This is a genomic window from Variovorax sp. YR752, from assembly GCF_943372545.1.
Window position 1 is genome coordinate 64,413 of the sequence record NZ_CALRZC010000002.1, and the last position, 26,243, is coordinate 90,655.

Here is a 26,243-nt window from a genome sequence, read left to right on the forward strand (position 1 = left end):
TTCTCCTGAGCGTTCCCCCACCATGAGCAACGACTACCTCTTCCACGCCGGCGAGGCGACCGTGCTGGCCGCCGAGGGCCAGTTCACCGACGCGATGCCCGAGATCCTGATCGGCCGCACCAGCGGCCCGGTCGGCCAGGCCTTCGCCAACATGATGGCGCAGAGCAAGGGCCACACCGCGATGTTCGCGATCCGCGCCTGCAACCAGCTGGTGCGCCCGGCCACGATCACCGTGCCCAAGGTGACGCTGAAGGACGTGGCCAACATCGACCTGTTCGGCGGCGTGGTGCAGAGCGCCACGGCCGACGCGGTGATCGACTGCGTGATCGAGGGCATCATCCCCAAGTCGCTGGCCAACGAGCTGTGCATCATCAGCCTGGTGTGGATCGACCCGCGCTGCGCGAAGGACCCGAACCTCGACAAGAAGGACATGTACCGCACCAACTACGAGGCCACCAAGCTGGCCATCAAGCGGGCGCTGAACAACGAGCCGTCGATCGAGGAACTGATCGCGAACCGGCACAAAATCAAGCACGACATGGACGACTGGTCCTGACCGAGCTGTCATGACCACGACCGTCGTCGCGCTGCTCGACGACCGTCAAGCGAGCGAAGCGAACCCCACGAGCCGGCTCTACACCGGCTTCCTGCGCGAACACCGCAATCACGACCCAGCCCGGCTCGACGAGACCTGGGCCGCGGTCGAGGCCGGTCAGCGTGCGGGCCACCACGCGCTGCTGCTGGCCGACTACGAGTGGGGCGCGCGGCTGCTGAAGGCGGGGCACGAGCGGCTGGCGCCTGGTTCGCAAGGCGCGCTGCGCGTGCTGATGTTCGAGCGCTGCGAAAGGCTCTCGCGCGAGGCGGCGACACGCTGGCTCGACACGCAGCCCGACGGCGACGGACCCGCCGGCACGATGGACCTGCGCGCCAGCGTCGACCGCGCACAGTTCAGCGACGCGATCGCGCGCATCCACGAGGCCATCGCCGCCGGCGAGACCTACCAGGTCAACTACACCTACCGCCTGCACGGCCAGGCCTTCGGCACGCCGCTGGCGCTGTACCGCGCCCTGCGCGAACGCCAGCCGGTCGCCTACGGCGCCTACGTCGTGCTGCCCGATGCGGGTGAGGGTGGCGGAGCGACGCATGTGCTGTCCTGCTCGCCCGAACTGTTCGTGCGCGGCGAGGACGGCCTCGTCACCGCCCGGCCGATGAAGGGCACGGCCGGACGCTACGCCGCCCCCGAAGGCGACAGCGAGACGGCCCGCATGCTGTCGCTGGACATCAAGAACCGCGCCGAGAACCTGATGATCGTCGACCTGCTGCGCAACGACCTCGGCCGCGTCGCCGAGATCGGCTCGGTGAAGGTGCCGGAGCTGTTCGCCGTTGAACCCTACTCGACGGTGTTCCAGATGACCTCGACGGTGCAGGCCAGGCTTCGACCCGGCATCGGCATGCCCGAGCTGTTGCGTGCGATCTATCCCTGCGGCTCGATCACCGGCGCGCCCAAGCACCACACGATGCAGTTGATCGCCGGCCTGGAGAGCACGCCGCGTGGCCTCTATTGCGGTGCGATCGGCTGGGTCGATGCGCCGCGCGCGGGTGCGCGCATCGGTGACTTCTGCCTGTCGGTGGCGATCCGCACGCTGACGCTGGGGCCGGCGCAGCGGGGCCTGCGACCGCTCGCGCTCGGCGTCGGCGCGGGCATCGTGAAGGACAGCCGCGCCGACGACGAGTTCGACGAATGCCGCCTGAAGGCACGCTTCCTCACCGGCCTCGATCCGGGCTTCGAGCTGTTCGAGACGCTGCTGTGCACGGCCGCCGGCGACCTGCCGAATCTCGCGCGTCATCTTCAGCGCCTGCAACGCAGCGCCGCGGCGCTCGGCTTCGCCTGCGACATCGAGGCGGCACGCAAGCTGCTCGAATCGACCGCTCGCGAGGCCGAACAGGGCACACCACGCCGCCTGCGCCTGGCGCTCGCTCACGATGGCCGCCTCACGCTGACGCAGGCCGTGTTGGCGCCGCTGCCGGCCGGCGAGGTGCCGTTGTGCATCGCCGCGCAGCCACTGCCCGATGCCGACCCGCTGACCGCGCACAAGACCACGCGCCGCGCCCACTACGATGCCGGCGTGCGCGAGGCCGAGCGACAGGGTGCCTTCGACAGCCTGTTCTTCAGCGAGAGCGGCTGGCTGGTCGAGGGCGGGCGCAGCTCGGTGTTCGTGAAGCTCGACGGCTGCTGGTTCACACCACCGCTGACCGATGGCGCGCTGCCCGGCGTGATGCGCGCCGTGCTGCTCGACGACCGCGCCTTCGGCGCCGCCGAGCGGCGCCTGACCCGCGAGGACCTCGGCCGTGCGGAGGCGCTCATCGTCTGCAACGCCCTGCGCGGCGCGCTGCCGGCACGGCTGCAACCGGTGGCGGCGCACGCATGAATCTGGCGCTGTTCGATCTCGACCACACGCTGATCGGCTTCGACAGCGGCATGGCCTGGACGCAGCATCTGGTCGGTGTCGGCGCGCTCGACGCGGCGGCCGAGCAGCGCTACCTCGACTTCTGCCACCAGTACGTCGCCGGCACGCTGGACATCCACGCGATGCACCGCGCCGTCATGACGCCGCTGGCGGCGCTCGAGCCGGCGCAGTTGACCCAGTGGCGCGACGAGTTCGCACAGGCGATGGCGCAGCGGCTGTCGCCCGCCGCGCGCGAGCTGGTGGCGCGGCACCGCGACGCCGGCGATCTCTGCGCCATCGTCACCGCCACCTCGCGCTGGGTGGCTGAGCCCTTCGCGCAGGCCTTCGGCATCGCGCACCTGGTGGCCACCGAGCCGGTGATGATCGATGGGCGCCCCGCGGGCGACATCGACGGCCTGCCCTGCTACCGTGAGCACAAGCCGACGCGGGTGGAGGCCTGGCTGGCCGCTGCCGGGCTGCCTGCGCTGGCTGCCTTCGACGCATCGTGGTTCTATTCCGACTCCGCCAGTGACCTGCCCTTGCTGCAGTGCGTCACGAACCCCGTGGCGGTGCGGCCGGATCCGCGCCTGCGTGAACGATGTCTCGAGCAGGGCTGGCCGGTCATCGACTTGCTGTGACAGACCGGAGCGATTGCACTCAAGTCGTGCGTCATTTCTGTCGATAGCCGCTTCAGTCCCGGGGCAGACTCCCGGGGACAGGAGACATCGTCATGGAATGGATTCGCAAGGTCAGCCTGGTGCGCCGGGTGGTGATTGGCTTCTCGGTGATGGGCGCATGGTGCGCTGGCCTGGGCGTGGCGGCAGTGTCCGCGATGCCCTCGGGTGCCGCGGCCTCGGCGATCGGGCTGGCCGCCGGCGCCGGCTGCGCGACGGCGCTGCTGGCCGCCTGGGTGATCCGCGCCAGCATCAAGGATTCGGTGGAGTCGACCGTGCAGGCGGTGATCCGCATCGCCGGCGGCGACCTGGAGACCAAGATCGAGTCACCCGGCAAGGACGAGATCTCCTGGCTGCGCGGCGAGCTCAACGGCATGCGCAAGAAGCTGCGCAACATGGTGCTCGAGGTGCGGCAGACGGCGGACAGCGTCGGTAGCGCCTCGTCTGAGATCGCCTCGGGCAACACCGACCTGTCCTCGCGCACCGAGAGCCAGGCCAGCGCTTTGCAGCAGACGGCGAGTTCGATGCAGCAGCTCGCGCAGTCGGTGCGGCACAACGCCGAGAACACCCACAAGGCACGCGAGGAAGTCACGCAGTCGAGCACGGTGGCCGGCCGCGGCGCGCAGACCATGCAGGACGTGGTCACGCGCATGGGCGAGATCAACGCCAGCGCCACGCGCATCGGCGAGATCGTCGGTGTGATCGACGGCATTGCGTTCCAGACCAACATCCTGGCGCTGAACGCCGCGGTGGAAGCGGCGCGTGCCGGCGAACACGGCCGCGGCTTCGCGGTGGTGGCCTCCGAAGTGCGCGCCCTGGCGCAGCGCAGTTCGACGGCGGCGCGCGAGATCAAGACGCTGATCGGCGACTCGGCGGCCAAGGTCGACGCCGGCTCCAAGCTGGTCGACGACGCCGGCCGCACGATGCAGGAGATCCTGAACAGCGTGAAGCGTGTGGCCACGCTGATCGGCGAGATCGCCGAGGCCGGCGAATCGCAGAGCAGCGGCATCGCCGAGATGAACCAGGCCGTGGCCCAGATCGACACGATGACGCAGCAGAACGCTGCGCTGGTCGAGGAACTCGCGGCCGCCGCCCAGTCGCTCAACGGCCAGGCCGGCCGGCTCAATCAGTCGATGGGTTCATTCCGCGTCGCTGCCTGAGATCACGCCCGCCTGGGCGGCGCGCAGCGACGCGATGCGCTTGCGCGTACCCGGGTGGGTGGCGGTGTCCTGCTGCAGCGTGCTGCTCCTGAACACGGCGAAGGCGTCCTCTGAAGGACGGCCTAGCGTTCGCAGCACACGCAGCGCATAGGCGTCGGCCTCGAACTCCTGGCGGTGCGAGGTCGCCGAAGCCTCCCGGCCCAGCTGGTTGGCCACCGGGTCGGTGGTCTGCGGCGTCACCTCGCCGGGCACCCAGTGGCGGTAGACCGCCCCCATCTGCTGCCAGTGGTCGCTGGCCACGTGGCCGAGCTCATGCGCCAGCACGAACAGCCGCGCGCCTTCGGGCAGGTCGGCGAGTGATTCGTTGGCGACGACGATGCGGCCGTGCAGCGTCTCGGCCAGCGTGCCGCCGCTGACCACGCGCAGTTCCACCGCCACATCGGCCGGCAGGGCGTGGCGCAACTGCGCGAAGCTGCGCCGCACGGTGTCGGCGCGTGGGCCGTCGGCGGCGAGGGGCATGGCGTCCAGCCGCACTTGCTGAGAGCGACGCAACACGTCGACGATGTCCTCGCCGCGTGCCGGTCCGGCGAGCGCGAGGCCGAGAAGTGTCAGCTGGAACCACCGCATGTTGCACCTCCGTGGGGCGAACCAGGGTCCGGCCGCCTACGGCGTGCTGCTCCGCAACAAGCGTGCCCATTCAAGGGTTAACCCGCATTTGCGGGGAGAACACCCCTCAGATCTGGATCAGCCCCCACTGCAGCGCCACCAGCGTCAGCTCCGACTGGTTGCTCGCGCCGAGCTTCTGCTTAACGTGGTACAGGTGCGTGCCGACGGTGCTCGGCGACAGCTTCAGGTTCTCGGCGATCTGCGCCACGCTCTGGCCGCGCGCGAGCTGCAGGAAGACCGAGAACTCGCGCTCGCTGAGCATCTCGGCCGGGCTGGTGTCGCCCTTGACCTGGGCCATCGCCAGCGTGCGGGCGGTCTGCGCGTCGACATAGGCCTCGTTGCGCGACACCGCGGTGACGGCGGCGATCAGCGCATCCGGCGCGCTGCGCTTGGTCAGGTAGCCGAGCGCGCCGGCGCGCAGCACGCGCTGCGGGTGCGCGGTGTCCTCGTGGGCGGACAGCGCGAGGATGCGTGCCTTCGGATCCTGCGCGACGATGCGCCGCACCGCCTCGAGCCCGCCCATGCCGGGCATCGACAGGTCCATCACCACCACGTCAGGCTGCACGCGCGGGTACTCGGTGCAGGCCTGCTCGCCGGTGTCGACCTCGGCCACCACCTCGATCTGCGAATCGGCGAGCAGCATGCGAAAGCCCATGCGCACCAGCGCATGGTCGTCGACGAGCATCACGCGGATCATGGGTTCTCCGGAGTCAGGGGCACGCGCACGGCCAGCTGTGCGCCGCGCGGCAGGGCGGGTTCGAGCGCGACGCTGCCGTGCAGGCTCTCGACCCGCTCGGCGAGCCAGCGCAGGCCGTAGTGTCCGCTGGTCGGCAGGCCTTCGGGCGGGAGCCCGCGGCCGTCGTCGCGCAGGCTCAGGTGGACGGAATCGGCGGCGCCGGCGAGGTTCAAGGCAATGCGCGTGGCCTCGCCGTGACGCAGCGCGTTGGTGATGCCCTCCTGCGCAGCGCGGTACAGCGCCAGCGCGACCTCGCCGGACAGGCGCGCCTCGCCGAGCGCGATGTCGACGTCGATCTGCACCGCCGGATGGCTGCGCCGCGTGCGCTCGACCAGGTCGGCGATCGCGTCGGCGAGGCCGAAGTTGTCGAGCACCAGCGGCGTCAGGCGCGGGATGATGCCGTGCATCGCGTCGTACAGGCGCGACGACTCCTCGGCGATCAACCGCGCCGCCTGCTCGGCCTGTGCATCCTTGCCGGCGCAGCGCTGCGCGATCGACAAGGCCATGCTGCGCATCGCGGTGACCGACTGGCCCAGCTCGTCGTGCAGCTCGCGCGCAATCATCAGCCGCTCCTGCTCGATGTGGTGGTCGATCCAGCGCGTCAGTTCGCGGCTGTCGGAGAGCTGCAGCTCGGCACGCACCGCGCGGCGCTCGGTCTCGATGTGGCCTTGCAGCTCGCCGACCATGCGGTTGAAGGCGGCGCCGATCGCACCGGCCTCCTGGCCCGGCAGCGGTGGCAGCGCGACGTCGAAGCGGCCGTGCTTCAGCTCGTCGAGCGCGCCGACGATCTGCCCGAAGGGCTTGACGGTGCGGCCGACCAGCCAGAACACCAGTGCGTTGACCGCCAGCAGCAGCACCAGCGCGCTGCCGACCAGCATCAGCGCGTCGTCCCAGGCGTCGACCGCGGCGCGCGAGGCGTTGGCGCGCACCTCCAGCTTGCCGTCCGGGAACTCGATCGACTGCACCGAGGGCGGCGGCGCGATCAGCGCCTCGAACCAGGCTGGCGCGTCGCGCCCGGCCTTGTAGGGCGAGGGCGGAGAGCGGTAGAGCTCGTTGCCGGCGGTGTCGAACAGCGCGACGTCGTTGGAGCGGATGCGGCCCATGCCCTGCAGGAAGGCGAGCATCGCCGGCGTGCCCTGCGCCGCGTAGCGCCACACCGTGCGGTTGAGCAGTTGGGAGGCGACGCGGTTGGCAGCCACCACCTCCTCCTGCACCGAATCGCGCATGCTGCGCAGCTGCAGCGTCAGCACGGCGGCGAGGAAGAGCAGCGTCAGCGCACCGACGATCAGGTTGATCTTCAGGCGCAGGGTCATGCGGCAGATCCGCGGTCGAAATGGCCGTGCGAGGCGTAGCGCGCGAGTGCGGCGACCATCGCGGACACCATGGCCGGGTGGCCAGCGTCGTGCCCGCCCTCGTCGACCCACTCGAGTTGCGACAGCGGCAGCCGCTCGTGCAGCCGCTCGGCGCCCTCGGGGGGACAGATGCGGTCGTCGCGCGCATGCAGCAGCAGCGTCGGCACGCGCGGCACCGCCTCGCAGCGTTCGAGCAACGTGGGCGATTGCAGCCAGCAGCCGTGGCGCAGGTAGTGCGCCTCCACGCGCAGGCGATCGACCTGCGCGGCGAGGGCCTCGCCGGCGGGCTCGGCAGCCGCCGTGCCGGCCAGCGACTGCTCGTGCCGCCACCAGCGCAGCGCCGCATGCTCACGCTCGGCCGGTTGCGGCGACGACAGCGCCTCGGCCAGCATCTCGAGCGACAGCTCATCGAAGAAGCCGGCCACGTCCTGCGGCCGAGCGAGGAAGCTGGCCCGCAGCAGCAAGGCTGCCACCGCACGCGGCTGCGCGGCCGCATGGGCCAGCGCCAGCGTGGCGCCCCAGGAGCCGCCGACCACCAACCAGCGTGCTATGCTCAGGTACTCGCGGATGCGATGCAGGTCGGCGATCAGATCATCCGTCGTGTTGTGATCGATGCTGCCGCGCGGCGTGCTGCCGCCGGCACCGCGCTGGTCGGGGCAGACGATGCGGAAGCGCGCCGGGTCGAACACGCGGCGCAGCAGCGGCGAGCAGCCCGAGCCCGGGCCGCCGTGCAGCACCACGGCGGGAATGCCGTCGGCGCGGCCGAACTCCTGCACCTGCAGCACATGCCCGCCGGGAACGGCGAGCGCATGCGAGGCGAGCAGCGGCGGATCGGGAAACAGCGTGGAAGTCGACACCGGGCGATGGTATCGGTACACCCGGATGCGCCCTCCGTCCATGACCCCGGGAGAAGCCGTAGGCCGATTCCAGATATTCATGAGGCCTGAATCATGGTGCGGGGACTGTGCCCGGCGCGCCCGGGCAGCCACTATTCAGCACGGGATGAATGCATCCCCGCGGTGTCCTCCCGGCACCGTGCCACCCACAGGAGACTGTTCCATGCAATGGCAAACCCCGGCTGCGGCCGACTTCCGCTTCGGTTTCGAAATCACGATGTACGTCGCCGCTCGCTGAGCGACTGACATCGGGCCGCCGCGCGTGAGCTCACGCGCCGGCGGCCTTCTTCATTGGACCCCATGCGAATCACCATCCTCGGTTCGGCGGCAGGCGGCGGCTTTCCGCAGTGGAACTGCAACTGCCGCAATTGCGCCGGCGTGCGCAGCGGCACGGTGCGCGCCAAGCAGCGCACCCAGTCGTCGATCTTCGTGCAGGGTGATGCCGGCGCCGACGGCGTGCTGTTCAACGCCTCGCCCGACATCCTCGAGCAGATCCGCTCCAACCCCACGCTGCAGCCCGGCCGCGCCATCCGCGACACCGCGATCGCCGGTGTCGTGCTGATGGACGGCCAGATCGACCACGCCACCGGCCTGTTCATGCTGCGCGAGCGCGGCCGGCCGCTGCCGCTGTGGTGCACCGATCCGGTGGAGGAAGACCTGAGCACCGGCAACCCGGTGCTCAAGGTGCTGGGCCACTACTGCGGCGTCGAGCGCCACCGCATCGGCCTCGAGGGCACGGCCTTCGAGGTGCCTGGCGCGGCGCATCTGACGTTCCGCGCCTTCCCGCTGTCGAGCAAGGCGGCGCCGTACTCACCGCACCGCGACAACCCGGTGCCAGGCGACAACATCGGCATGCTGATCACCGACAGTCGCAGCGGCCGCAGTGCCTTCTACGCGCCCGGCCTCGGCGAGATCACTCCGGCGCTGTTCGACGTGATGGGCGGCGCCGATGCGGTGCTGGTCGACGGCACCTTCTGGACCGACGACGAGATGATCGGCCTGGGCCTGTCGAAGAAGACCGCGCGCGACATCGGCCACCTGCCGCAAAGCGGCGAGGGCGGCATGATCACTTGGCTGGACCGCCTGCCCTCGGCGACCCGCCGTTTCCTCATCCACATCAACAACACCAACCCCATCCTCGACGAGGACTCGGCGCAGCGCGCGGAACTGGCGCAGCACCGCATCGTCCCCTGCGAGGACGGCATGACCATCGAGCTCTGAGATGACTGCTACTGCGTGGGACCGCGTCGAATTCGAAGCCAAGCTGCGCGAGCGCGGCCGCTCGTACCACATCCACCACCCGTTCAACGTGATGCTCAACACCGGCAAGGCGACGCCGGAGCAGATCCGCGGCTGGGTGGCGAACCGCTTCTACTACCAGATCGCGATCCCCATCAAGGACGCGGCGGTGATGTCGAACTGCAACGACCGCGAAGTGCGGCGCGGCTGGATCCAGCGCATCCTCGACCACGATGGCTTCGAGATCGGCGGCGTCAAGGATCCGGGTGGCATCGAGGCCTGGCTTCGTCTCGCGCAGGCCGTCGGTCTGACGCGCGAGGAGGTCGAGGACCAGCGCCACCTGATACCGGCGGTGAAGTTCGCCGTCGATGCCTACGTGAACTTCGCGCGCCGTGTGCCGTGGCAGGAGGCGGTGTGCTCCTCGCTCACCGAACTGTTCGCGCCGGAGATCCACAAGCAGCGCCTGGCCACCTGGCCCGAGCACTACGGCTGGATCGAGCCCGAAGGCCTGAGCTACTTCCGCAACCGCGTCAGCCAGGCGCGGCGCGACGTGGAGCAGGGCCTGGCGGTGACGCTGGATCACTTCGACACCCGGCCGCTGCAGGAGCGTGCGCTCGAGATCCTGCAGTTCAAGCTCGACATCCTCTGGGCGATGAACGACGCGATGGCGCTGAAGTACGGCATGAATCCATGACGCCGGTCAGTGTCGACAGCCGGCCGCGTGTCGGCGCGGGCTTCCGCCTGCAGTGGGAGCCCGCGCAGGATTGCCATGTGCTGCTCTACCCCGAAGGCATGGTCAAGCTCAACGGCAGCGCCGGCGAGATCATGAAGCGCTGCGACGGCCAGCGCAGCGTCGGCGAGATCGTCACCGACCTGGAGGCTGCCTTCAAGGTGCAGGGCCTGCAGGGCGACGTGATCGCCTTCGTCGAGATGGCGGCCAAGCAGCGCTGGCTCACCTGGAGCTGATGCGATGACCATCGGACCCCCGCTGTGGCTGCTTGCCGAGGTCACCTACAAGTGCCCGCTGCACTGTGTGTTCTGCTACAACCCCGTCGACTATGCGACGCAGCCGGCCGAGCTCTCCACCGACGACTGGCTGCGTGTGCTGCGCCAGGGCCGCGAGATGGGCGCGGTGCAGCTCGGCCTGTCCGGCGGCGAGCCGCTGCTGCGCGATGACCTCGAGATCATCGTCGCCGAGGCACGCCGGCTCGGCTACTACAGCAACCTGCTGACCTCCGGCGTCGGGCTGACGGCCGAGCGCGCCGCGGCGTTGAAGGCGGCCGGCCTCGACCACGTGCAGCTGTCGTTCCAGGACTCGACGCGCGAGATGAACGACTTCCTCTCGCACACCAAGACCTTCGAGCTGAAGAACCGCGTTGCCAGGATCATCAAGGACCAGGGCTGGCCGATGGTGATGAACGTGGTGATCCACCGGCTGAACATCGACCACATCGGCCGCATCATCGAGATGGCCGCCGAACTCGGCGCCGAGTACATCGAACTGGCCAACACGCAGTACTACTCCTGGGCCTTCGTCAACCGTGCGCAGCTGCTGCCGACGCACGAGCAGCTCAAGCGCGCCGAAGCGATCACCGACGAGTGGCGCAAGAAGCTCGACGGCCGCATGCGCATCTTCTTCGTCGCGCCCGACTACCACGAGGGCAAGGCGAAGAAGTGCGTCAACGGCTGGGGCAGCATGTTCCTCACCGTGACGCCCGATGGCACCGCGCTGCCCTGCCATACGGCGAAGATGCTGCCCGGATTGACGTTCCCCAACGTGCGCGAGACCTCGCTGCGCGAGGCCTGGTTCGAGTCCGAGGGCTTCAATCGCTACCGCGGCACCGGCTGGATGAAGGAGCCGTGCTCGTCCTGCGAGCACAAGGAAGAGGACCTCGGCGGCTGCCGCTGCCAGGCCTTCCTGATCGCGCAGGACGCCGAGGCGGCCGACCCGGTGTGCCGCAAGAGCCCGCACCACGACAAGGTGCTGGCGGTGGTGGCGCAGGCGGAGGCCGAGGCGCGCACGCGGACCACCGAGCACCCGCTGGTGTTCCGCGATCCGGCTGAATCCCGGCGCCTCGCGGCGGCCGAACTCGCGCTGAAGTGAGTCAGCGCGAACGGAACAGTGGCGCTCAGCGCGACTGCACGTACGCCGCCACGGCCTTGAGCTGCTGCGGCGTCATCGCCGCGATCTCGTTCTTCATCACCACGCCGTGCGGGCGCAGCGGCGTGCGGAAAGCCTGCAACTGCTTGTAGACGTAGTCGGCGCGCTGCCCCGCCAGCCGCGGGAAACCGGCTGCGCCCTCGGCGTTGTCGCCGTGACACTGCTTGCAAGGCAGCACGCCCTTTCCAGGCAAGCCCTTGTCGTAGATCGCCTTGCCGGCCGCTTCGAGCCGGGGCTGGGTGGAGCGGCCGGCAGCCGGCTTCTGCGCCGCGTAGTGGTCGGCAAAGCCCTCGATCTGCTCGTCGGAGAGCAGCGCCGAGATGCCCCACATGTAGGCCTGGATGTCGGTCTCCGAGCGCGACTGGCTGCGGAAGTCCTTCAACTGGCGGATCGTGTAGTCGCGCATCTGGCCCGCCAGCGAGGGGATCAGCGCCTTGCTGCTGTTGCCGTTCTCGCCGTGGCAGGAGGCGCACACATGCACCGCCCGCTGCACGCTGTCGAGATCTGCTTTCGAGGTCTGGGCCTGCGCGCCGGCTGCGCACAAAGCGGCGGCCAAGGCGAGGAGTTGTCTGCTTGTCATCGTTGTCCCTCCGGTGTTGCTCTCGGAAGGATTCTGGGAGCGTCACCCGTGACGCAACTTGCGATGAGTCAAGCGGAGAAGGCTACTGCTCGAGCCGCAGGATCTCGAGCTGCTCGGGCACCGTCTCGAAGGTGCCGGTGCCGGCCGGCATCTGCATCAGCGGTTTGCCCGAGGGGTCGAGCAGCCAGACGCTCGGGTAGACGAGCTGGCGCACCCGCTCGTCGCCGAGCGCGCGCATGAAGTCGGCATAGGGCAGCGACTTGTCGCCGATGCGGAACCAGAGGCGATCGGCCTGGTAGCTCAGGCTGCTGCGCATCTCGAAGACGATCCATTCGCGGGCGAAGTGCGGCGCCAGTTCGGCGGCGTTCTTCTCGAGGAAGGCTTCGTACTTGCGGCAGAACGGGCAGTCGCTCGCGCCGAGGTAGAGGTAGATGCGCTTGTTCTCGCGCTGGGCGCGCTGCAGCGCGGCGCTGAGGTCGAACTCGAGGCGCTGCGGCGCACCGCTGGGCTGGATCAGCGTCGGCGAGTAGCGCGCTGGCAAGCCGATCGCCTGCGCCGCAAAGGCCGCCACGCCGAGCAGGAGGGTGACGACGAGACGGCGCACCAGCATCATGTTCGACTCAGCCGATCGCCAGCGTGCCGACGAACTGCCCGTCCTTGGTGTCGGTCACCTCGGCCCGCAGTTCGCCCTTGCCGTGCGGCACGAAGTTGAAGCGCAGCGTCGGGTTCTCGCTGACCGAGAAGTCGAGTTCGGCGTCGAACACCTTGCGCCCGGCGTAGCTGACGCGGATGGAGCGCACGAAGTGCGGCGGGATGTACATCACCGTCACCTGGTTCAGCTCGAAGCCGGTGTCGTTGGGGTGGATCACGGTCACGTCCGCCGCGACCGGCTGGTCCATGTGCACTTCGCCAGCGACCTTCAGCATCGTCTTGCCGATCAGGTGCAGCGCCTCGCGGTTCGGTGGCGCCGAGCAGCCGCCGGAGGTCTTCACGTAGCGCGAGTCGGTGTGCAGTTCGCCGTTGGACAGCTCGCTGACCACGCGAACGTGGCTGTATTCGTCGACCCGCAGGCGCGTCTCGAAGTCGGCCTGGCCAACCTCGGTGGTCAGGTCCAGCACGGCCGCGATCGGCGAGGGATTCTTGTCGACGACGAGGAACAGGCGGCGCACGTACAGGTCACTCTTCTGCGCCAGCTTGGACACCACCTTGACCGGCACCGAGGCGCCGTAAGCCGCGCGCAGCGGCGCGATCACCTGCACCGTGCCCTGGCCGTGGATCAGCGTCTTGCCGGGAAACAGCTTGCCGCTGATGCGTTCCCATTCGGGCGAGGAAGCGTCGTGCGTCGCGCTGGGCAGCCCGCCGGGCGCGGCGAAGACGGTGGCCGGAGCGATCGCCAGCGCGGCGAGGCCCTGCAGGGCGTGGCGGCGATTGCGGTCGGGATGCATGGGCGACAACTCCTGGAACTACTTGAACATCAACTCGCGCTCGATGCGCAAGAACGCGATCGACGCGTTGCGGCGGTGGATCAGTTCGTACTGGTCCCAGCGCTGGTAGGCGGGCAGGTCCCCGGCCTCGGGCACGTCCATCAGCGAGGTGCCGGCGGTCACCAGCTGGCGCATGCGCGCCTCCAGCGCGCTCAGGTAACGATCCACCGTGTCAACCAGTTCGGATGATGAGGCGGGGCCATGCCCAGGCACCACGGTGGCAACCCGCAAGCCGCGCAGCGCGGCCAGCGCCAGGTGCCAGCGGGCGAGATCGGCGTCCTGGATGTCGGGCACACGCTGCGCGTCGAGCAGGCCGCCGCCGAACAGCACGCCGCTGGCTTCGTCGAGCACGGCGATGTCGCCCGGGCCGCTGGAGTGGCCGAGGTACAGCACACGCACCGCGCGGCCGATGCCCTCGATCGTGTGCGTGTCGGCGAAGGTCTGGTCGGCCTTGTACATGGTGGTGCCGGCCAGCGGCGCCTCGCCGATCACCTGGCGCAGCTGCTTCAGGCAGGTCTCGCAGCGCGCCGCCATCAGCCGCGCGGTGCGCTCGTGCATGCGCACCGGGATGCCGGCATCCTGGAAGGCCTTGCCGCCGAACAGGAACTCCGGCCGCGTGTGCGTGACCAGCGCGAGCTTGATCGGCTGATCGGTGACGGCGCGGATGGCGGCGAGGATCGCCTGGCCATGGGCGTACGAGGTGCCGGTGTCGACCACCACCACGCCCGCGCTGCCGACGATGAAGCCGGCATTGCCGATGCGGCCGAGGTTGCTCTCGTCGGCCGCACCGATGCTGCCGGGCAGCATGTAGACGCCGGGGGCCAACGCACGCGCAGCGGGCGCCGTGCCGGGCGCGCCCGCGGCGGCGCAGCCAGCCAGCACGGCCGCGCCGGCGACGCTCAGCCAGGCCAGCCAGTGCCGACGCGAGAGACAGGACATTCGCAAGCCGCCTACTTCTTCTCGGCCAGCGTCTTCAGGTTGGCGAGCCCGGCCTTGTAGACGCCGGTGATCGCCGCGACGGCGGCCTCGTCGTTCTGGTCGGGCGGCGGATCGTTGTTCGGGAAGCCACGGTAGAAGGCGCCACGCCACTCGACCACCGAGCCGCTGCCCTCGGCCTTCACGGTGATCGTCGAGGTGTAGTTGGTCACCGGCAGCGCGCCGCCGTCCTTGGCGCGGTAGCTGTAGCGCATCTTGGCGGCGTCGTAGGACTCCAGCGACTCGGTCAGCGCGCCGCCGTTCTTCAGCTTGATCTGGCGCACCGAGCCTTCGTCGTTGCCCTTGTCGGCCGGGCTCTCGGCCACGGCCGGGTGCCAGTTCTTCAGCGCGCCGAAGTCCTTGACGATGCCCCAGACCTTGTCGGCCGGCGCGTCGATCGCGATGGTCTCGGTGACCTTCTGTCGTGTCGGGCCGTGGGCGGCGGCGGGTGCCACCAGGGACGCGGTCAGTGCGAGGCCGGTCAGCCAGCGCAGGGAGCGGGAATGCATCGAAAGGTCTCCTCGGGTGTCGTGAATGCAAAGGGGGTCATGGCGTGGCCGGCGCGCCGATGAACGCGCCGAAACCACGGCTGTTGCTGCCGGTGGCGATGGTGTCCAGCGTGCGGCCGCTCTGCGCGTCGAGCACGGCGACGTTGTCGTCCATCCAGTTGACGACGTAGACGCGCTCGCCGTGCGACGCGATGCCTTCGGGGTAGGCGAAGCCGGTCAGCGTGCGCTGCACGGCGAGCGTCTCGGCATCGATCACGCTGACGCTGTTGCCGTGCTGGTTGGTCACGTAGAGCAGGGCGCCGCCGCGCGCCAGGGCTGCGCCGTAGGGCGCCTTGCCGACCTTCACCGTGGCGGTGACCGAGAAGCTGCGCAGATCGATCACCGAGACATCGTCGCTGAGCACGTTCAGCGCGTACAGGCGCTGCCGCGGTGCGTCGAGCAGCAGTGCGAAGGGGTGCGAACCGACCTTCACCCGTGCGCTCACGCTGCGGCGGTCGAGATCGATGCGCGCGATGCTGTCGTCGTCGCGCTCGGCAACGTAGACGCTGCGGCCGTCGGCAGCGGCCGCCACGCCGGCCGGCGCCTTGCCGACCTCGATCTCGAGCGGCGTGCCGTCGCGCTTCGAGGCGTCGATGACCAGCAGCCGGTGGCGGTACCAGTCGGCGACGAACACCCGCGCGCCGTCGGGCGATGCATCGATGCCGACCGGCCCGCTGCCGGCCGGCCAGGTGTCGATCACCCGCTGCGTGCGCATGTCGATCACCGACAGGGTCTTGCTGTCCGGGTTGGAGACGTAGACGCGGCCGGTCGCACTCGCCGCCACCACGCCGGCCGGCGAGCGCCCCACCGGCACGGTGGCCACCACCTGCTGCTTCGCCAGGTCGATCACCGAAACGTCGTGGCTGCCCTGATTGGTGATGTAGGCGAACGGCGCCGCCGAGCTGGCACCGGCGGCGCAGCAGCAGGCGGCGATCAGCGCGCGAACGCTCATTTCGGCGAGTCGCGCAGCGCCTGCGCTGCGACGAAACGCAGCTCGTTGGAGTCGACCACCGTGGCGCGCAGCTCGCCGCTGCCCTGCGGCTGGAACCAGAAACGGAAGTTCGGGTTCTCGCTCATCGAGAAGTCGACGTCGGCACTGAACACCGGCTTGCCGGCGTAGCTCACGTCGATCTTGCGCACGTAGTGCGCCGGCGTGAACTGGCGCGTGTACTGGTCCATCGCCAGGCCCGAGTGATTCGGATGGTCGATCATCAGCTGCGCGAGCACCGGGCTGCCGCCCTTCACGTCGCCCTCGATCCGGAAGCGCATCTGGCCGAGCGTGGCCAGCGCCGCCTTGGCGTCGCTGCCGGGCGCCGCCGAGCAGCCGCCCGAGGCCTTGACGAAGCGTGTCACGCCGAACAACCGGCCGTCGCTGAGCTCGGCGATCGCGCGCACGTGCGAATAGGCGTCGATGCGCACGCGCGTCTCGATCTCGGCGCGGCCGCTGTCCGGCGTGAAGCTGAAGATGCCGGAGATCGGCGAGGGGTTGGCGTCGATGATCAGGTAGAGCTTGCTGACATGGGCGCCCGGCGTCTGCGGGAACTTCGTGCGGATGGCCACAGGAACGACCGCTGCGTCGATCGCCCGCGCCGGCGCCTCGAGCTTCAGCATGTCCGCCGGGGCCGGTGCGATCGAGCGGCCCTCGAACAGGCTGGCGCGCACCTTCTGCCACACCGGGCTGGCCGCCGGGTCGTCGGTCGGCTGCAGGTTGGCAGCGGCGGCCGGGCCGCCCACGACGGCGACGAGCAGGACGGTCAGGAGTGCGGAGCGGCGGTTCATGGTGTGTCTACCTCGGGTTGATGAAGCAGCCCTTCTGCACCTGGGACTGCAGTTCGCGGTAGCGCTTGAGCGCCGGCTTGACGGTCTCGTTGTCGCGCAGCTCGCTGCCGCGCTCGCCGCCGATCGAGATGGCGTTGGCGATGGTGGCCATCTCGACATACTCGTCGAACTTGACCTCGCGCGCCAGTGCATCGAGCGCGCAGGAGCACTTGTTGACCATCTCGAAGTTCGGGCCCGGGTTGTTGCGCATGCACTCCTGCACGTACAGGACGCGGTCGACGGTCGGGAAGTCGTTGGCGAACGTCGGGCCGGACAGCACCAGCAGTGTGGTGACGGCGGCGAGGGAACGCGGGATGTTCATGGTGAGGTCCGTGGGCAAAGGCGGAAGGTCAGGGCTTGCGCGTGGCGGCGACACCGCCGTCGAGCAGCATCTCCTCGGCGATCAGCGGCGCGGCGTCGGCCGTCTCGCCGTCGATGCGCGAGCGCACCGCGTAGACGCCGCCAGGCACCGCGTCCGACAGCGTGAACACGTACTGCTTGTTGGCGAACTTCTCGAAGCGCACGCGCAGCGGATCGTCGCGGTAGGGCGCAATGGTGATCTGGCGCGCCGCGACCGTCTTGCCGCGATAGCTCACCGAGACGTCGTCGATCTGCGCGCCCTGGTAGACGGCCATGCGAATGCGCTTGCGGAAGTAGTTCTGCTGGCCTTTGGTCAGGCGGTTCATCTCGCGGATGTCGCGTTCGAGGAAGTACAGCACCGCCGGGTTGCCCTGCGCCTCGTCGACTTCGGGCAGTGCCAGCTTGCGTGCCCCGCTGAGGAAGTCGGCGCTGGCCATGCAGCACTTGCCGTCGCGGCGCGCGCTGAGCTTGACGGCCACCTGGTCGTCGAACGCCTCCTCCATGCTGCCGCTCTTGCTGAAGCTGTAGCGCAGCGTCGCCGGCGGCTTGGTGCCGGCGAGATGGTTGGTCATGAACAGCGCGCGCTCGGCGGGCGAGAAGTCTTCGGCGGCCCGCGCCGGGCCGGCCAGCGCCAGGAGGGCGGCGGCCAGGGCGGCGGCGCGGCAAAGGGTATCGGTCAGGTTCATCGTGTCGTCGAGGCGGAAGGGGCCGGGGAAGGGATGGGTGTCACGCGGGCGCGCTCGAGCACTGCGCCCGCCTCGTCGGCGCGACCCTGGCGGGCGAGGGCGGTCGCCAGCAACTGCCGTGGCTCGGTATCGTCGGGCTCGGCGCGGAGCCAGTCGCGCGCCAGCGCCTCGAGTTCCGGCCAGCGGTCGTTGCGCACCAGCACCGCCGCCTGCAGGAAGCGCGGCTGGCTGGCCGGGTGGGTCTGCCAGTACGGCAGCTGCTGGGAGTCCAGCGGCATGACCTGGCGGAAGCTGCCGCGCTGCGCATCGGCGAGCATCTGCGCCACCCACTCGACCGGTGCGGCGAAGTAGTGCGACTCGCCGCCACGCAGCCGGAAGGTAAGGATGCCGACCAACCGGCCGTCGTCGTCGAACAGCCCGCCGCCGCTGGCGCCGGAGTTGAAGAAGTTGCTGCTCTGGATCACGCGGCTGCCGTCGTGGCGGTGCAGCTGGATCACCGCGCCCGTGCTGTTCTGGATGCCCATGCCGCCGGTGTAGCCGAGCGCCGTTACCGGCTGGCCGATCGTCAGCTCGGCGGCGCGTCCGAGCGCCACCGGCTGCGCGCCGAGGCCGGGCACGTCGAGCAGGCACAGGTCTCGGCCGATGTCGCTGGCCTGCCAGCGCGCCGGGTAGCGCAGCCCACCGCGCAGGATGTGGATCGCCGTGGCATCGCGTGTCACGTGGCAGTTGGTCACCACCTTGTCCGACTCGAGCGCCACCGCCGAGCCGAGAGAAAAGCCGCCGCGCTGACGTGGCGCTTCGACGCGCAGCACGCTGGCCGCGAGGCTGACGTAGGCGGCCTGGTCCAGCGCCGCCCACGCCGGCGCCGGCACCGCCAGCGTGGGCAGCAGCGCGAGCAGGGGCAGCAGGTACTTCATTGCGGGCGAGCGGCGCAGGCCCTCAGGGCTTCTTCGCAGCGTAGCTTTCGTCGACGACAGGGACCCCGAACTCCTGCAGGATGGCGGCGATCTCGGGCTTCTTCGATTCGAGCAGGCCCTCGATCTGCTGCTTCCACTCGCGTTCGCCGTAGCGCACACCCATCGCCATCTCGTAGTCGAACTTCACGCCCGGCTCGGAACGCAGCGGCACGACGGTGAGCTTGGGCGACTGCACGCGCTTGGCGAAGTAGCCGGCGATCGGCCCCCACACGACGGCGGCGTCGATCTTGCCGGCGGCCAGGTCCTTCTCGATGATCTCGCCCGGGTACTGCGCCGGGTCCGCGTTCATGATCTGGTACGGCACGCCCGTCTCGACCAGGCCATGCCTGACCAGCCACTCCGATGCGGGAGAACGGTCGTACAGCCCGATGCGCAGCTTGGCGAGCACCGCGCGGTCGGTCTTGAGGAATTCATCGCTGGTCTTCACGCCGTCCAGGCCCTTGCCGGGCGCGTAGACGAGCGCGTAGGTCGAGCGGTAGTAGGGCTTGGTCACCGACACCTGGTCGAATCCGGCCGGCACGCCCATGACGATGTCGCAGGGGTAGTCCTGGCCGGGCAGCTTGTAGCGAAGCGTGTTGCGGATGAAGGCCAGCCGCTGCGGGAACGAGTAGTAGGTGACCGGCAGGCCGAGCGCCTTGCCGAACACCTCGGCGATGCGGTTCTCGATGCCTTCGGCCTGGGTGTTCGAGAACGGCAGGTTGTTGGGGTCCTGGCAGACGCGCAGCGCTTCGCGCTTGGGCGGAGCGTCCGCGCTCTGGGCCGTCGCTGCGGCCGCCGTGAACATCGTGGCGATGAGCGCCGCAGCGCGCAATGTCGTCATTTCTGGATGGGCTCGACCTTGGCGCGGGTGATCGCACCGTCGGAACGGCCCTTCAGGTAGGCGTACAGGTGGTCCATGTTGTCCATCACCTGCTGGCTGGTGCCGAAGCTCTGCATGCCCTTGTCGAGGCGGCCGTCGCGCACGGTCTTGACGAACTCTTCCTTGGTCAGCGTCTTCAGGCTGTTGACGAGCGAGGGACCGACCATGCCTTCCTGGTTGGCGCCATGGCAGCGGTCGCAGGCAGCGGCGCGCCAGGTGCGGAAGCCCTTCATCGTGTTCTCGTCGACCTTGTAGCCGTCGACCACGGTGTACAGCGGTGTCTGTTGAGCGAATGCCGTGGTGGCAGCGAGGAGCGAAAGGCCGATGAAAGTGTTCCGAAACATGTGACTGTCTTCCGTTTGAAAAAAGGGGGACGGTGCCATCGGCCCCATCCCCCCGGGGTACGAACCGGCCCGTTGGACCGGTTTTTTCGCGATCAGTTCGGCAGCGCGAACACGGTCAACGAACCGCCCAGGTCGGTGTACTGGTTCAGTTCCTTGTAGCCGCCCACGGCGCCCAGGCCATCGGTGTCCTTCTCGAGGCCAGCCGCCATGCCGATGCCGGCCCAGCCGCCAATGCCAGAGAACACGCCCATGTACTGCTTGCCCTTGTGCTCATAGGTGAACACGTTGCCGATGATGCCGGACGGGGTGCGGAACTTGTACAGCTCCTTGGTGATGTCCTTCGCATCGACGCACTTGAAGTAGCCTTCCAGCGTGCCGTAGCAGCTCAGGCCGCCCGCGGTGTTGAGCGAGCCGCTCCACACCGAGAACTTCTCGGGCTTGCTCTGGACGATCTTGCCGGTGCCGGCGTCCCAGGTGATGTAGTTGCCCATGCCGCCGTGGCTTCCCGGTGCCGGGAACATCGACAGCGTGGCACCCACATACGGCTGGCCCGCGGTGTACTCGACCTTGAACGGCTCGTAGTCCATGCAGACGTGGTTCGTCGGCACGTAGAACAGGCCGGTGTTCGGGTCGAACGAGGCGGGTTGCTGGTCCTTCGAGCCGAGCGCCGCCGGGCAGATGCCCTTGGTGTTGACGTCAGGACCGTTCTGCGCGGTCGAGTACTTCGCCACCACTTGCGGACGGCCGGTCTTCATGTCGACGTGCGTCGCCCAGTTCACCTTCGGGTCGTACTTCTCGGCCACGAGCAGCGCACCGTTGGTGCGATCCAGCGTGTACGCGAAGCCGTTGCGGTCGAAGTGGACCAGCGCCTTGGTCGGCTTGCCCTTCACCGGGATGTCCGCGAGGATCATCTCGTTGATGCCGTCGAAGTCCCACTCGTCGAACGGCGTCATCTGGTAGACCCAGTTGACCTTGCCGGTGTCGACGTCACGCGACCAGATGGACATGGACCACTTGTTGTCGCCAGGGCGCTGCGCCGGGTTCCAGGTCGACGGGTTGCCGGTGCCGTAGAACACCGCGTTCAGCGCCTTGTCGTAGCTGTACCAGCCCCAGGTCGTGCCGCCGCCGATCTTCCACTGGTCGCCCTTCCAGGTCTTCAGCGAAGAGTCCGGGCCGACGGGCTTGACCGCGCCGTCCGTCCAGGTGGTGGTCTTGGCCGGGTCGATCAGCATCTCGGCGTCGGGACCGACGCTGTAGCCCTTCCAGGCCAGCTTGCCGTCGGACAGGTTGTACGCTGCCAGGAAGCCGCGCACACCCCACTCGCCGCCGGAGATGCCGGTGATGACCTTGTCCTTGAAGACGTGCGGCGCGTTGGTGTTCACCGCGCCGAGCTTCGGGTCGCCGTTCTTGACCGACCAGATCAGCTTGCCGGTCTTGGCGTCCAGCGCGATCAGGTTCGAGTCGGCCTGCTGCAGGATGACCTTGCCTTCGGCATAGGCCAGCCCGCGGTTGACCGTGTCGCAGCACATCTGCGGAATGACCGCCGGGTCCTGCTTCGGCTCGTACTTCCAGACGATCTTCTGGGTGTCGAGATTGATCGCGAAGACCTTGTTCGGGAACGGCGAGTGCAGGTACATCATGCCGTCGATCACCAGGGGCGAGCCTTCGTGGCCGCGCAGCACGCCGGTGGAGAAGGTCCACGCGACCTGCATCTTGCCGACGTTGCCCTTGTTGATCTGGTTCAGCTTGCTGTAGCGCTGGTTGTACATGTCACCAGCCTGCATCGCCCAGTTCTTGGAGTTGGCGATGTTCTTCTCGACGTCCGCGTTGGCAAGCGCCACACCCGGAACAGCGAGAGATGCCGCCAGACCCAAGGCCGACCAAGCCAGCCTGCGGGATTGCCCTGAAATTCGCATCGATGTCTCCTTGTTGAAGTGACCGGAGTCCGTTCGCGCGGATCAACCCAATGAACCCACCCCCGCGCGATTTCGAGAGCTCGGCGACCGGCGCAACCGCAATTTCTGCGCCTGCTTTTCCGGCCTGCCACCGATTCGACTCGCATCGCCGCGGCGGTTGTGGACTTGAACGCGCCAGCACAGACCACGGCTGACCGTCGGGCGTATCCGACGCGTACAAATGTGCCGCGTCGGCAGCCGCTGCGCGGGAGCTCCAGGGATCATCCTGATAGGGAAACCACGGGGTTCGGTGGCGCGTTTCGTTGACGTGCGACGCGCGATGCAAAGCGCCGCGAACAAGGTGCGCCGAATCCGTGGCATCGCTGCCGGCACAGAGTGTTTCATCGATGCGGAGCATCGTTGACATCGATCGATGCGGGCGCGGTCGCTCGCCGTGGCGGATGTAAAAATCAAGCGCGGGAATCCACCGCCTTGCGGTCGTGTGGCGTGTCCCCGTTCAATGGCGGCGCCTGACGGGCGGGTCCATCCCTTGCTCGCAATGACCCATGAATGCGCCGAACCCCGAACCCGAGGCCCGACCCTTTCGATGACGATCAACGCCAAGGCCGCCGTGCTGCGCACGACCGGCCTGACCAAACGCTATGGCAAGCATGCCGCCCTCGACCAGCTGACGCTCGAACTCTGCGCGGGCAGCTTCGTCGCGCTGCTTGGCCCCAACGGCGCGGGCAAGTCCACACTGTTCCAGGTGCTTACCGGCCTGTTCGCCGCCGACGAAGGTGACGTCGAGGTGGCCGGCCACTCGCTGCGCCATGCCGGCTCGGCGGCGCTGCGCCACATCGGCGTGGTGTTCCAGCAGATCTCGCTGGACCTGGACCTGAGCATCCGCCGCAACCTGCAGTTCCAGGCCGACCTGCACGGCCTGCCCGGCGCGCTGGCGCGTGAACGCATCGAGTCGGGCTGCGCGCGCTTCGGGCTGGAGGGGCAGATGGACCGAAAGGTGCGTGAGCTGTCTGGCGGGAATCGCAGAAAGGTGGAACTGGTGCGGGCCAATCTGCACCAACCGGCCGTGCTGCTGATGGACGAGGCCACCGTCGGGCTGGACCCGAAGTCGCGCCAGGACCTGCTCGCCGCGCTGCATGCCGACGTGCGCGAGCGTGGCGTCTGCGTGCTGTGGGCGACGCACTGGGTCGAGGAGACCGAAGGCGCCGACCGCGTCCTCGTGCTGCACAAGGGCAAGTTGCTGGCCGACGGCAGCCGGCCCGCGGTGACCGAGTCTCTCGGCGAAGCCACGCTCGAGGCCGGCTTCATTGCCCGCACACAGTGATATTGACCAACAACAAGCCGCAAGGAGACCGACGCATGACCCTCGCCCCCCGCATCCTGACGACGCTCTGCCTGGCGCTGGCCGTCGGCGCCGCCGCCGCGCAGGGCACGGCCTACGTCAGCAGCGAGAAGGACGACGCGCTGACGCTGATCGACACGCAGACGCTGGCCGTCAAGGGCACGATTCCGACCTGCAAGCGCGGCCGCCACATCCAGCGCCTGCCCGACGGCAAGCTGATGGTCGCCTGCACCGACTCCAACGCCGCCGACGTGATCGACCCGGCCACCGGCAAGTCGGTGCGCCGGGTGCCGCTGGGCGACGAGCCGGAGGCCTTCGACATCTCGCCCGACGGCAAGACGATCTATGTCTCCAACGAGGACGAAGCCGAGGCCAGCTTCGTCGATGCCGCCAGCGGCAAGGTGCTGCAGTCGATCAAGGTCGGCCAGGAACCCGAGGGCGTCAAGCTCAGCGCCGACGGCAAGACGCTGTACGTGACCTCCGAGGTGGCCAGCATGGTCCACGTGATCGACGTGGCCGGCGCGAAGGTGGTGAAGAACGTCAAGGTCGGCAAGCGGCCGCGCCGCATGGCGATCACGCCGGACGGCAAGGAACTGTGGGTGACCAACGAGCTCGACGCCAGCGTCAGCATCGTCTCGACCGCCGACCACAGTGTCATCGGCACGATCAAGTTCACCGTCAAGGGCGCCCGCGCGGAGGACATCTCGCCGGTGGGCATCACCATGACGAAGGACGGCAAGCGTGCCTTCGTCTCGCTGGGCAAGGCCAACCACGTCGCCTTCGTCGACGTGCCCGGCCGCAAGGTGACCGACCTGGTGCTGGTCGGCAAGCGCGCCTGGAACGTCACGCTCGACAAGGCCGAGGCACGGTTGTGGGTGGTCAACGGCATGAGCGACGACGTCACCGTGGTCGACGTGGCCGGCGCCAGGGCGGTCAAGAGCATCCCGGTCGGGCGCGTTCCCTACGGCGTGGTGATCGTCGAATGAGGCGTTTCGCGATCCTCTTCGTGCCGCTGGCACTGGCGCTCGCCGCAGGCCCGGCGACGGCGCAGGTGCTGAAGGCCACGCTGCTTCATCCGGCCGACGATGCCCGGCTGGAGCGCTCGCGCGCCGAGCGCGCCTACCTCGGCCACCCGACCGGCCCGGCCGAGGACGGCGCGAAGATGGCGCTTGAGGAGGGCCAGTTCGAGCTCGAAGCCGTCGGCGCCAAAGTGGTTCTGGACAGCAAGCCGGCGGCGACGCTGGAGGCCGCCAGGGCGGCCGCCCTGGCGGCCGAGAAGGCCGGCGCCGCGGTGCTGCTGGCCGACCTGCCGGCCGACTGGCAGCTCGCGATCACCGATGCGGTGAAGATCCCGGTGCTCAACCTCAGCGAGCCGGCCGACCGGCTGCGCGCGCAGGACTGCCGTGCGCGGCTGTTCCACCTGATCCCGAGCGAGCGCATGCGCAGCGACGCGCTGGCGCAGACGCTGGTGTCGCGCAAGTGGAGCAACGTGCTGCTGCTGATCGGGCCCAGCCCGGCCGACCAGCAGCGTGCCGCCACCGTGCAGGCCTCGATGAAGCGCTATGGTCTGAAAGTGGCCGGCAGCAAGCCGTTCAAGATGTCGGCCGACCCGCGCGAGCGCGACCTCGCCAACCCGCTGCTGCTGACCGCCGGCGCGCAGTACGACGCGGTGTGGGTGGTCGACAGCGACGGCGAGTTCGCGCGCACGCTGCCGTACCGCACCGTGCTGCCGCGGCCGGTGGTCGGCGACGCCGGGCTCGTCGCCGTGGCCTGGCATGCGCAGTTCGAGCGCTTCGGCGCGCCGCAGGTGTCGCGCCGCTTCATGAAGGCCACGAAGCGGCCGATGACGGCGCACGACTGGTCGGCCTGGATGGCCGGCAAGGCGCTGGTCGGCGCGGCGGTGGCGGCGCCCAAGGGCCCCGCAGCCGCCTGGGCGCAGGCCATCGCGAAGACGCCGGTGGACGGCTCCAAGGGCGTGGGCATGACCTTCCGCCCCTGGGATGGCCAGCTGCGCCAGACCCTGCTGCTGACCGACGGGCAGGGCGTGATCTCGCAGGCGCCGATCGAAGGGCTGCTGCATCCCACCAACGTGCTGGACACCCTGGGCGCCGATGCGCCGGAGAAGCTGTGCAAGCAAGCGCGCTGAACCCTGCTGCCGGCGTGCGCCGCGGCCTGCCGCATGCGCTGCAGGCGCTGCGTGCGATCGTGCTACGCGAGCTGCTGAAGTTCTCGCAGCAGACCGGCCGCCTCGTCTCCGCGCTGGTGCGGCCGCTGCTGTGGCTGGCGGTGTTCGCCGCGGGCTTCCGCAACGTCTTCGGCGTGGCCATCGTCGAGCCCTACGACACCTACATCCCCTACGACGTCTACATCGTGCCCGGGCTGGTCGGCATGGTGCTTCTGTTCAACGGCATGCAGTCGTCGCTGGCGATGGTCTACGACCGCGAGATGGGCTTGATGCGGCTGCTGCTCACGGCGCCGTTGCCGCGGTCCTGGCTGCTGTTCTGCAAGCTGTGCGCGACGGCACTGCTGTCGGTGCTGCAGGCGCTGGCCTTCGTGGTCGTCGCGCTGCTGCTCGGCACCGAGCTGCCGGTGCTGAGCTGGACCACGCTGCACGCGCTGGTGGCGCTGCTGGCCGGCGCACTGATGCTCGGCGCGCTCGGCCTGCTGCTGTCGGTGCACATCAAGCAGCTGGAGAACTTCGCCGGCACGATGAACTTCGTCATCTTCCCGATGTACTTCATCTCCACCGCGCTGTACCCGCTGTGGAAGCTGCAGGAGTCGGGCGCCGAGTGGGTCTACCAGCTGGCCCGCTTCAACCCGTTCACGCACGCGGTCGAGTGGATCCGCTTTGCCTGGTACGGCAAGGACCCCGGCCTGGCGCCGTGGGTCGTGCTCGGCTGCCTGCTGGTGTTCTTCGGCTTCGCCTGCTGGGGATACGACCCTCAGCGCGGCTTCGGCGGACTCACCAAGCGCGGCCCTGGGGGAAGCCCATGACCGCGCCGCGCTGGACGCGCCGCGAGTGG

The 26,243-nt window shown here is 69.0% G+C and carries 29 protein-coding genes; 12 read left to right on the forward strand and 17 right to left on the reverse strand.

Going from position 1 to position 26,243, the window contains the following annotated elements:
• Positions 1 to 22 precede the first annotated feature (22 nt).
• From fae to AAG801_RS00800, 4 genes are all read left to right on the forward strand, one after another.
• The gene (gene fae / locus AAG801_RS00785; RefSeq protein ID WP_341886718.1) at positions 23 to 556 is read left to right on the forward strand and encodes a formaldehyde-activating enzyme; all 534 of its coding nucleotides are present in this window, start codon (positions 23 to 25) and stop codon (positions 554 to 556) included.
• 10 nt (positions 557 to 566) lie between these two features.
• Entirely contained in the window at positions 567 to 2,429 is a 1,863-nt protein-coding gene (gene pabB, locus AAG801_RS00790; RefSeq protein WP_341886719.1) for an aminodeoxychorismate synthase component I, read from the forward strand.
• Positions 2,426 to 3,085, forward strand: coding sequence for an HAD-IB family hydrolase (locus tag AAG801_RS00795; RefSeq protein WP_341886720.1), 660 nt, complete (start codon positions 2,426 to 2,428; stop codon positions 3,083 to 3,085). The genes pabB and AAG801_RS00795 overlap by 4 nt, the downstream gene beginning before the upstream one ends.
• Positions 3,086 to 3,177: 92 nt before the next feature.
• Positions 3,178 to 4,281, forward strand: coding sequence for a methyl-accepting chemotaxis protein (locus tag AAG801_RS00800; RefSeq protein WP_341886721.1), 1,104 nt, complete (start codon positions 3,178 to 3,180; stop codon positions 4,279 to 4,281).
• Here the strand turns inward: AAG801_RS00800 and AAG801_RS00805 are convergent.
• The 4 genes from AAG801_RS00805 to AAG801_RS00820 form a co-directional block, all read right to left on the reverse strand.
• Positions 4,261 to 4,908 carry a M48 family metalloprotease gene (locus tag AAG801_RS00805; protein WP_341886722.1) on the reverse strand — a complete coding sequence of 216 codons (648 nt, stop codon included), beginning with the start codon at positions 4,906 to 4,908 and terminating at the stop codon, positions 4,261 to 4,263. The two genes, AAG801_RS00800 and AAG801_RS00805, sit on opposite strands and share 21 nt — an antisense overlap.
• A gap of 106 nt (positions 4,909 to 5,014) precedes the next feature.
• On the reverse strand, positions 5,015 to 5,644 hold the full coding sequence (locus AAG801_RS00810; protein WP_341886723.1) for a response regulator transcription factor: 630 nt from the start codon (positions 5,642 to 5,644) through the stop codon (positions 5,015 to 5,017).
• The gene (locus AAG801_RS00815) at positions 5,641 to 6,996 is read right to left on the reverse strand and encodes an ATP-binding protein (RefSeq protein WP_341886724.1); all 1,356 of its coding nucleotides are present in this window, start codon (positions 6,994 to 6,996) and stop codon (positions 5,641 to 5,643) included. The genes AAG801_RS00810 and AAG801_RS00815 overlap by 4 nt, the downstream gene beginning before the upstream one ends.
• Positions 6,993 to 7,892, reverse strand: a complete 900-nt coding sequence (locus AAG801_RS00820; RefSeq protein WP_341886725.1) for an alpha/beta fold hydrolase — start codon at positions 7,890 to 7,892, stop codon at positions 6,993 to 6,995. The genes AAG801_RS00815 and AAG801_RS00820 overlap by 4 nt, the downstream gene beginning before the upstream one ends.
• 339 nt (positions 7,893 to 8,231) lie before the next feature.
• Here AAG801_RS00820 and pqqB point away from each other — a divergent pair, with 339 nt between their 5' ends.
• From pqqB to pqqE, 4 genes are read left to right on the forward strand one after another with little or no spacing between them, the layout of a single operon-like run.
• Complete coding sequence (pqqB, locus tag AAG801_RS00825) at positions 8,232 to 9,152, forward strand: pyrroloquinoline quinone biosynthesis protein PqqB (protein ID WP_341886726.1); 921 nt, start codon at positions 8,232 to 8,234, stop codon at positions 9,150 to 9,152.
• Position 9,153: 1 nt separating this feature from the next.
• Complete coding sequence (gene pqqC, locus AAG801_RS00830; protein WP_341886727.1) at positions 9,154 to 9,864, forward strand: pyrroloquinoline-quinone synthase PqqC; 711 nt, start codon at positions 9,154 to 9,156, stop codon at positions 9,862 to 9,864.
• Positions 9,861 to 10,136 carry a pyrroloquinoline quinone biosynthesis peptide chaperone PqqD gene (gene pqqD, locus AAG801_RS00835; RefSeq protein ID WP_341886728.1) on the forward strand — a complete coding sequence of 92 codons (276 nt, stop codon included), beginning with the start codon at positions 9,861 to 9,863 and terminating at the stop codon, positions 10,134 to 10,136. Before pqqC ends, pqqD begins: the two co-directional genes overlap by 4 nt.
• Positions 10,137 to 10,140: 4 nt before the next feature.
• The gene (gene pqqE / locus AAG801_RS00840) at positions 10,141 to 11,274 is read left to right on the forward strand and encodes a pyrroloquinoline quinone biosynthesis protein PqqE (protein WP_341886729.1); all 1,134 of its coding nucleotides are present in this window, start codon (positions 10,141 to 10,143) and stop codon (positions 11,272 to 11,274) included.
• A 25-nt stretch (positions 11,275 to 11,299) separates the two neighbouring features.
• Here the strand turns inward: pqqE and AAG801_RS00845 are convergent, their stop codons facing one another.
• The 13 genes from AAG801_RS00845 to AAG801_RS00905 form a co-directional block, all read right to left on the reverse strand.
• Complete coding sequence (locus AAG801_RS00845) at positions 11,300 to 11,911, reverse strand: c-type cytochrome (RefSeq protein WP_341886730.1); 612 nt, start codon at positions 11,909 to 11,911, stop codon at positions 11,300 to 11,302.
• Between the two features lie 82 nt (positions 11,912 to 11,993).
• A complete protein-coding gene (locus tag AAG801_RS00850; RefSeq protein ID WP_341886731.1) occupies positions 11,994 to 12,521 on the reverse strand; it encodes a thioredoxin family protein in 528 nt (175 codons plus the stop codon).
• Positions 12,522 to 12,531: 10 nt separating this feature from the next.
• Positions 12,532 to 13,356: a quinoprotein dehydrogenase-associated SoxYZ-like carrier gene (locus tag AAG801_RS00855; RefSeq protein WP_341886732.1), complete on the reverse strand. Its 825-nt coding sequence runs from the start codon at positions 13,354 to 13,356 to the stop codon at positions 12,532 to 12,534.
• Between the two features lie 18 nt (positions 13,357 to 13,374).
• Positions 13,375 to 14,334, reverse strand: a complete 960-nt coding sequence (locus AAG801_RS00860) for an MBL fold metallo-hydrolase (protein ID WP_341886733.1) — start codon at positions 14,332 to 14,334, stop codon at positions 13,375 to 13,377.
• 11 nt (positions 14,335 to 14,345) lie between these two features.
• Entirely contained in the window at positions 14,346 to 14,879 is a 534-nt protein-coding gene (locus AAG801_RS00865) for an SRPBCC family protein (RefSeq protein WP_341886734.1), read from the reverse strand.
• A 37-nt stretch (positions 14,880 to 14,916) separates the two neighbouring features.
• A complete protein-coding gene (locus tag AAG801_RS00870; RefSeq protein WP_341886735.1) occupies positions 14,917 to 15,870 on the reverse strand; it encodes a YncE family protein in 954 nt (317 codons plus the stop codon).
• Positions 15,867 to 16,697 (reverse strand): quinoprotein dehydrogenase-associated SoxYZ-like carrier, encoded by an 831-nt coding sequence (locus tag AAG801_RS00875; RefSeq protein WP_341886736.1) that lies wholly within the window; start codon positions 16,695 to 16,697, stop codon positions 15,867 to 15,869. The genes AAG801_RS00870 and AAG801_RS00875 overlap by 4 nt, the downstream gene beginning before the upstream one ends.
• A gap of 7 nt (positions 16,698 to 16,704) precedes the next feature.
• Positions 16,705 to 17,058: a hypothetical protein gene (locus AAG801_RS00880; RefSeq protein WP_341886737.1), complete on the reverse strand. Its 354-nt coding sequence runs from the start codon at positions 17,056 to 17,058 to the stop codon at positions 16,705 to 16,707.
• Between the two features lie 28 nt (positions 17,059 to 17,086).
• Positions 17,087 to 17,782 (reverse strand): hypothetical protein, encoded by a 696-nt coding sequence (locus AAG801_RS00885; RefSeq protein ID WP_341886738.1) that lies wholly within the window; start codon positions 17,780 to 17,782, stop codon positions 17,087 to 17,089.
• Entirely contained in the window at positions 17,779 to 18,699 is a 921-nt protein-coding gene (locus AAG801_RS00890) for a trypsin-like peptidase domain-containing protein (protein ID WP_341886739.1), read from the reverse strand. The genes AAG801_RS00885 and AAG801_RS00890 overlap by 4 nt, the downstream gene beginning before the upstream one ends.
• Before the next feature lie 22 nt (positions 18,700 to 18,721).
• A complete protein-coding gene (locus tag AAG801_RS00895; protein ID WP_341886752.1) occupies positions 18,722 to 19,543 on the reverse strand; it encodes a substrate-binding domain-containing protein in 822 nt (273 codons plus the stop codon).
• A gap of 32 nt (positions 19,544 to 19,575) precedes the next feature.
• Positions 19,576 to 19,962, reverse strand: a complete 387-nt coding sequence (locus AAG801_RS00900; protein ID WP_341886740.1) for a cytochrome c — start codon at positions 19,960 to 19,962, stop codon at positions 19,576 to 19,578.
• Positions 19,963 to 20,054: 92 nt separating this feature from the next.
• Positions 20,055 to 21,878: a methanol/ethanol family PQQ-dependent dehydrogenase gene (locus AAG801_RS00905; RefSeq protein ID WP_341886741.1), complete on the reverse strand. Its 1,824-nt coding sequence runs from the start codon at positions 21,876 to 21,878 to the stop codon at positions 20,055 to 20,057.
• Between the two features lie 610 nt (positions 21,879 to 22,488).
• On the opposite strand from AAG801_RS00905, the gene AAG801_RS00910 reads away from it, so the two are divergent.
• Genes AAG801_RS00910 through AAG801_RS00925 form a run of 4 tightly spaced genes read left to right on the forward strand, consistent with a single transcriptional unit; the run spans position 22,489 to position 26,214 of the window.
• Positions 22,489 to 23,202, forward strand: coding sequence for an ABC transporter ATP-binding protein (locus AAG801_RS00910; protein ID WP_341886753.1), 714 nt, complete (start codon positions 22,489 to 22,491; stop codon positions 23,200 to 23,202).
• Positions 23,203 to 23,237: 35 nt separating this feature from the next.
• A complete protein-coding gene (locus AAG801_RS00915; RefSeq protein ID WP_341886742.1) occupies positions 23,238 to 24,206 on the forward strand; it encodes a PQQ-dependent catabolism-associated beta-propeller protein in 969 nt (322 codons plus the stop codon).
• A complete protein-coding gene (locus AAG801_RS00920) occupies positions 24,203 to 25,366 on the forward strand; it encodes a branched-chain amino acid ABC transporter substrate-binding protein (RefSeq protein WP_341886743.1) in 1,164 nt (387 codons plus the stop codon). Before AAG801_RS00915 ends, AAG801_RS00920 begins: the two co-directional genes overlap by 4 nt.
• Positions 25,348 to 26,214 carry an ABC transporter permease gene (locus tag AAG801_RS00925; protein ID WP_341886744.1) on the forward strand — a complete coding sequence of 289 codons (867 nt, stop codon included), beginning with the start codon at positions 25,348 to 25,350 and terminating at the stop codon, positions 26,212 to 26,214. The genes AAG801_RS00920 and AAG801_RS00925 overlap by 19 nt, the downstream gene beginning before the upstream one ends.
• The last annotated feature ends 29 nt before the right edge of the window (positions 26,215 to 26,243 follow it).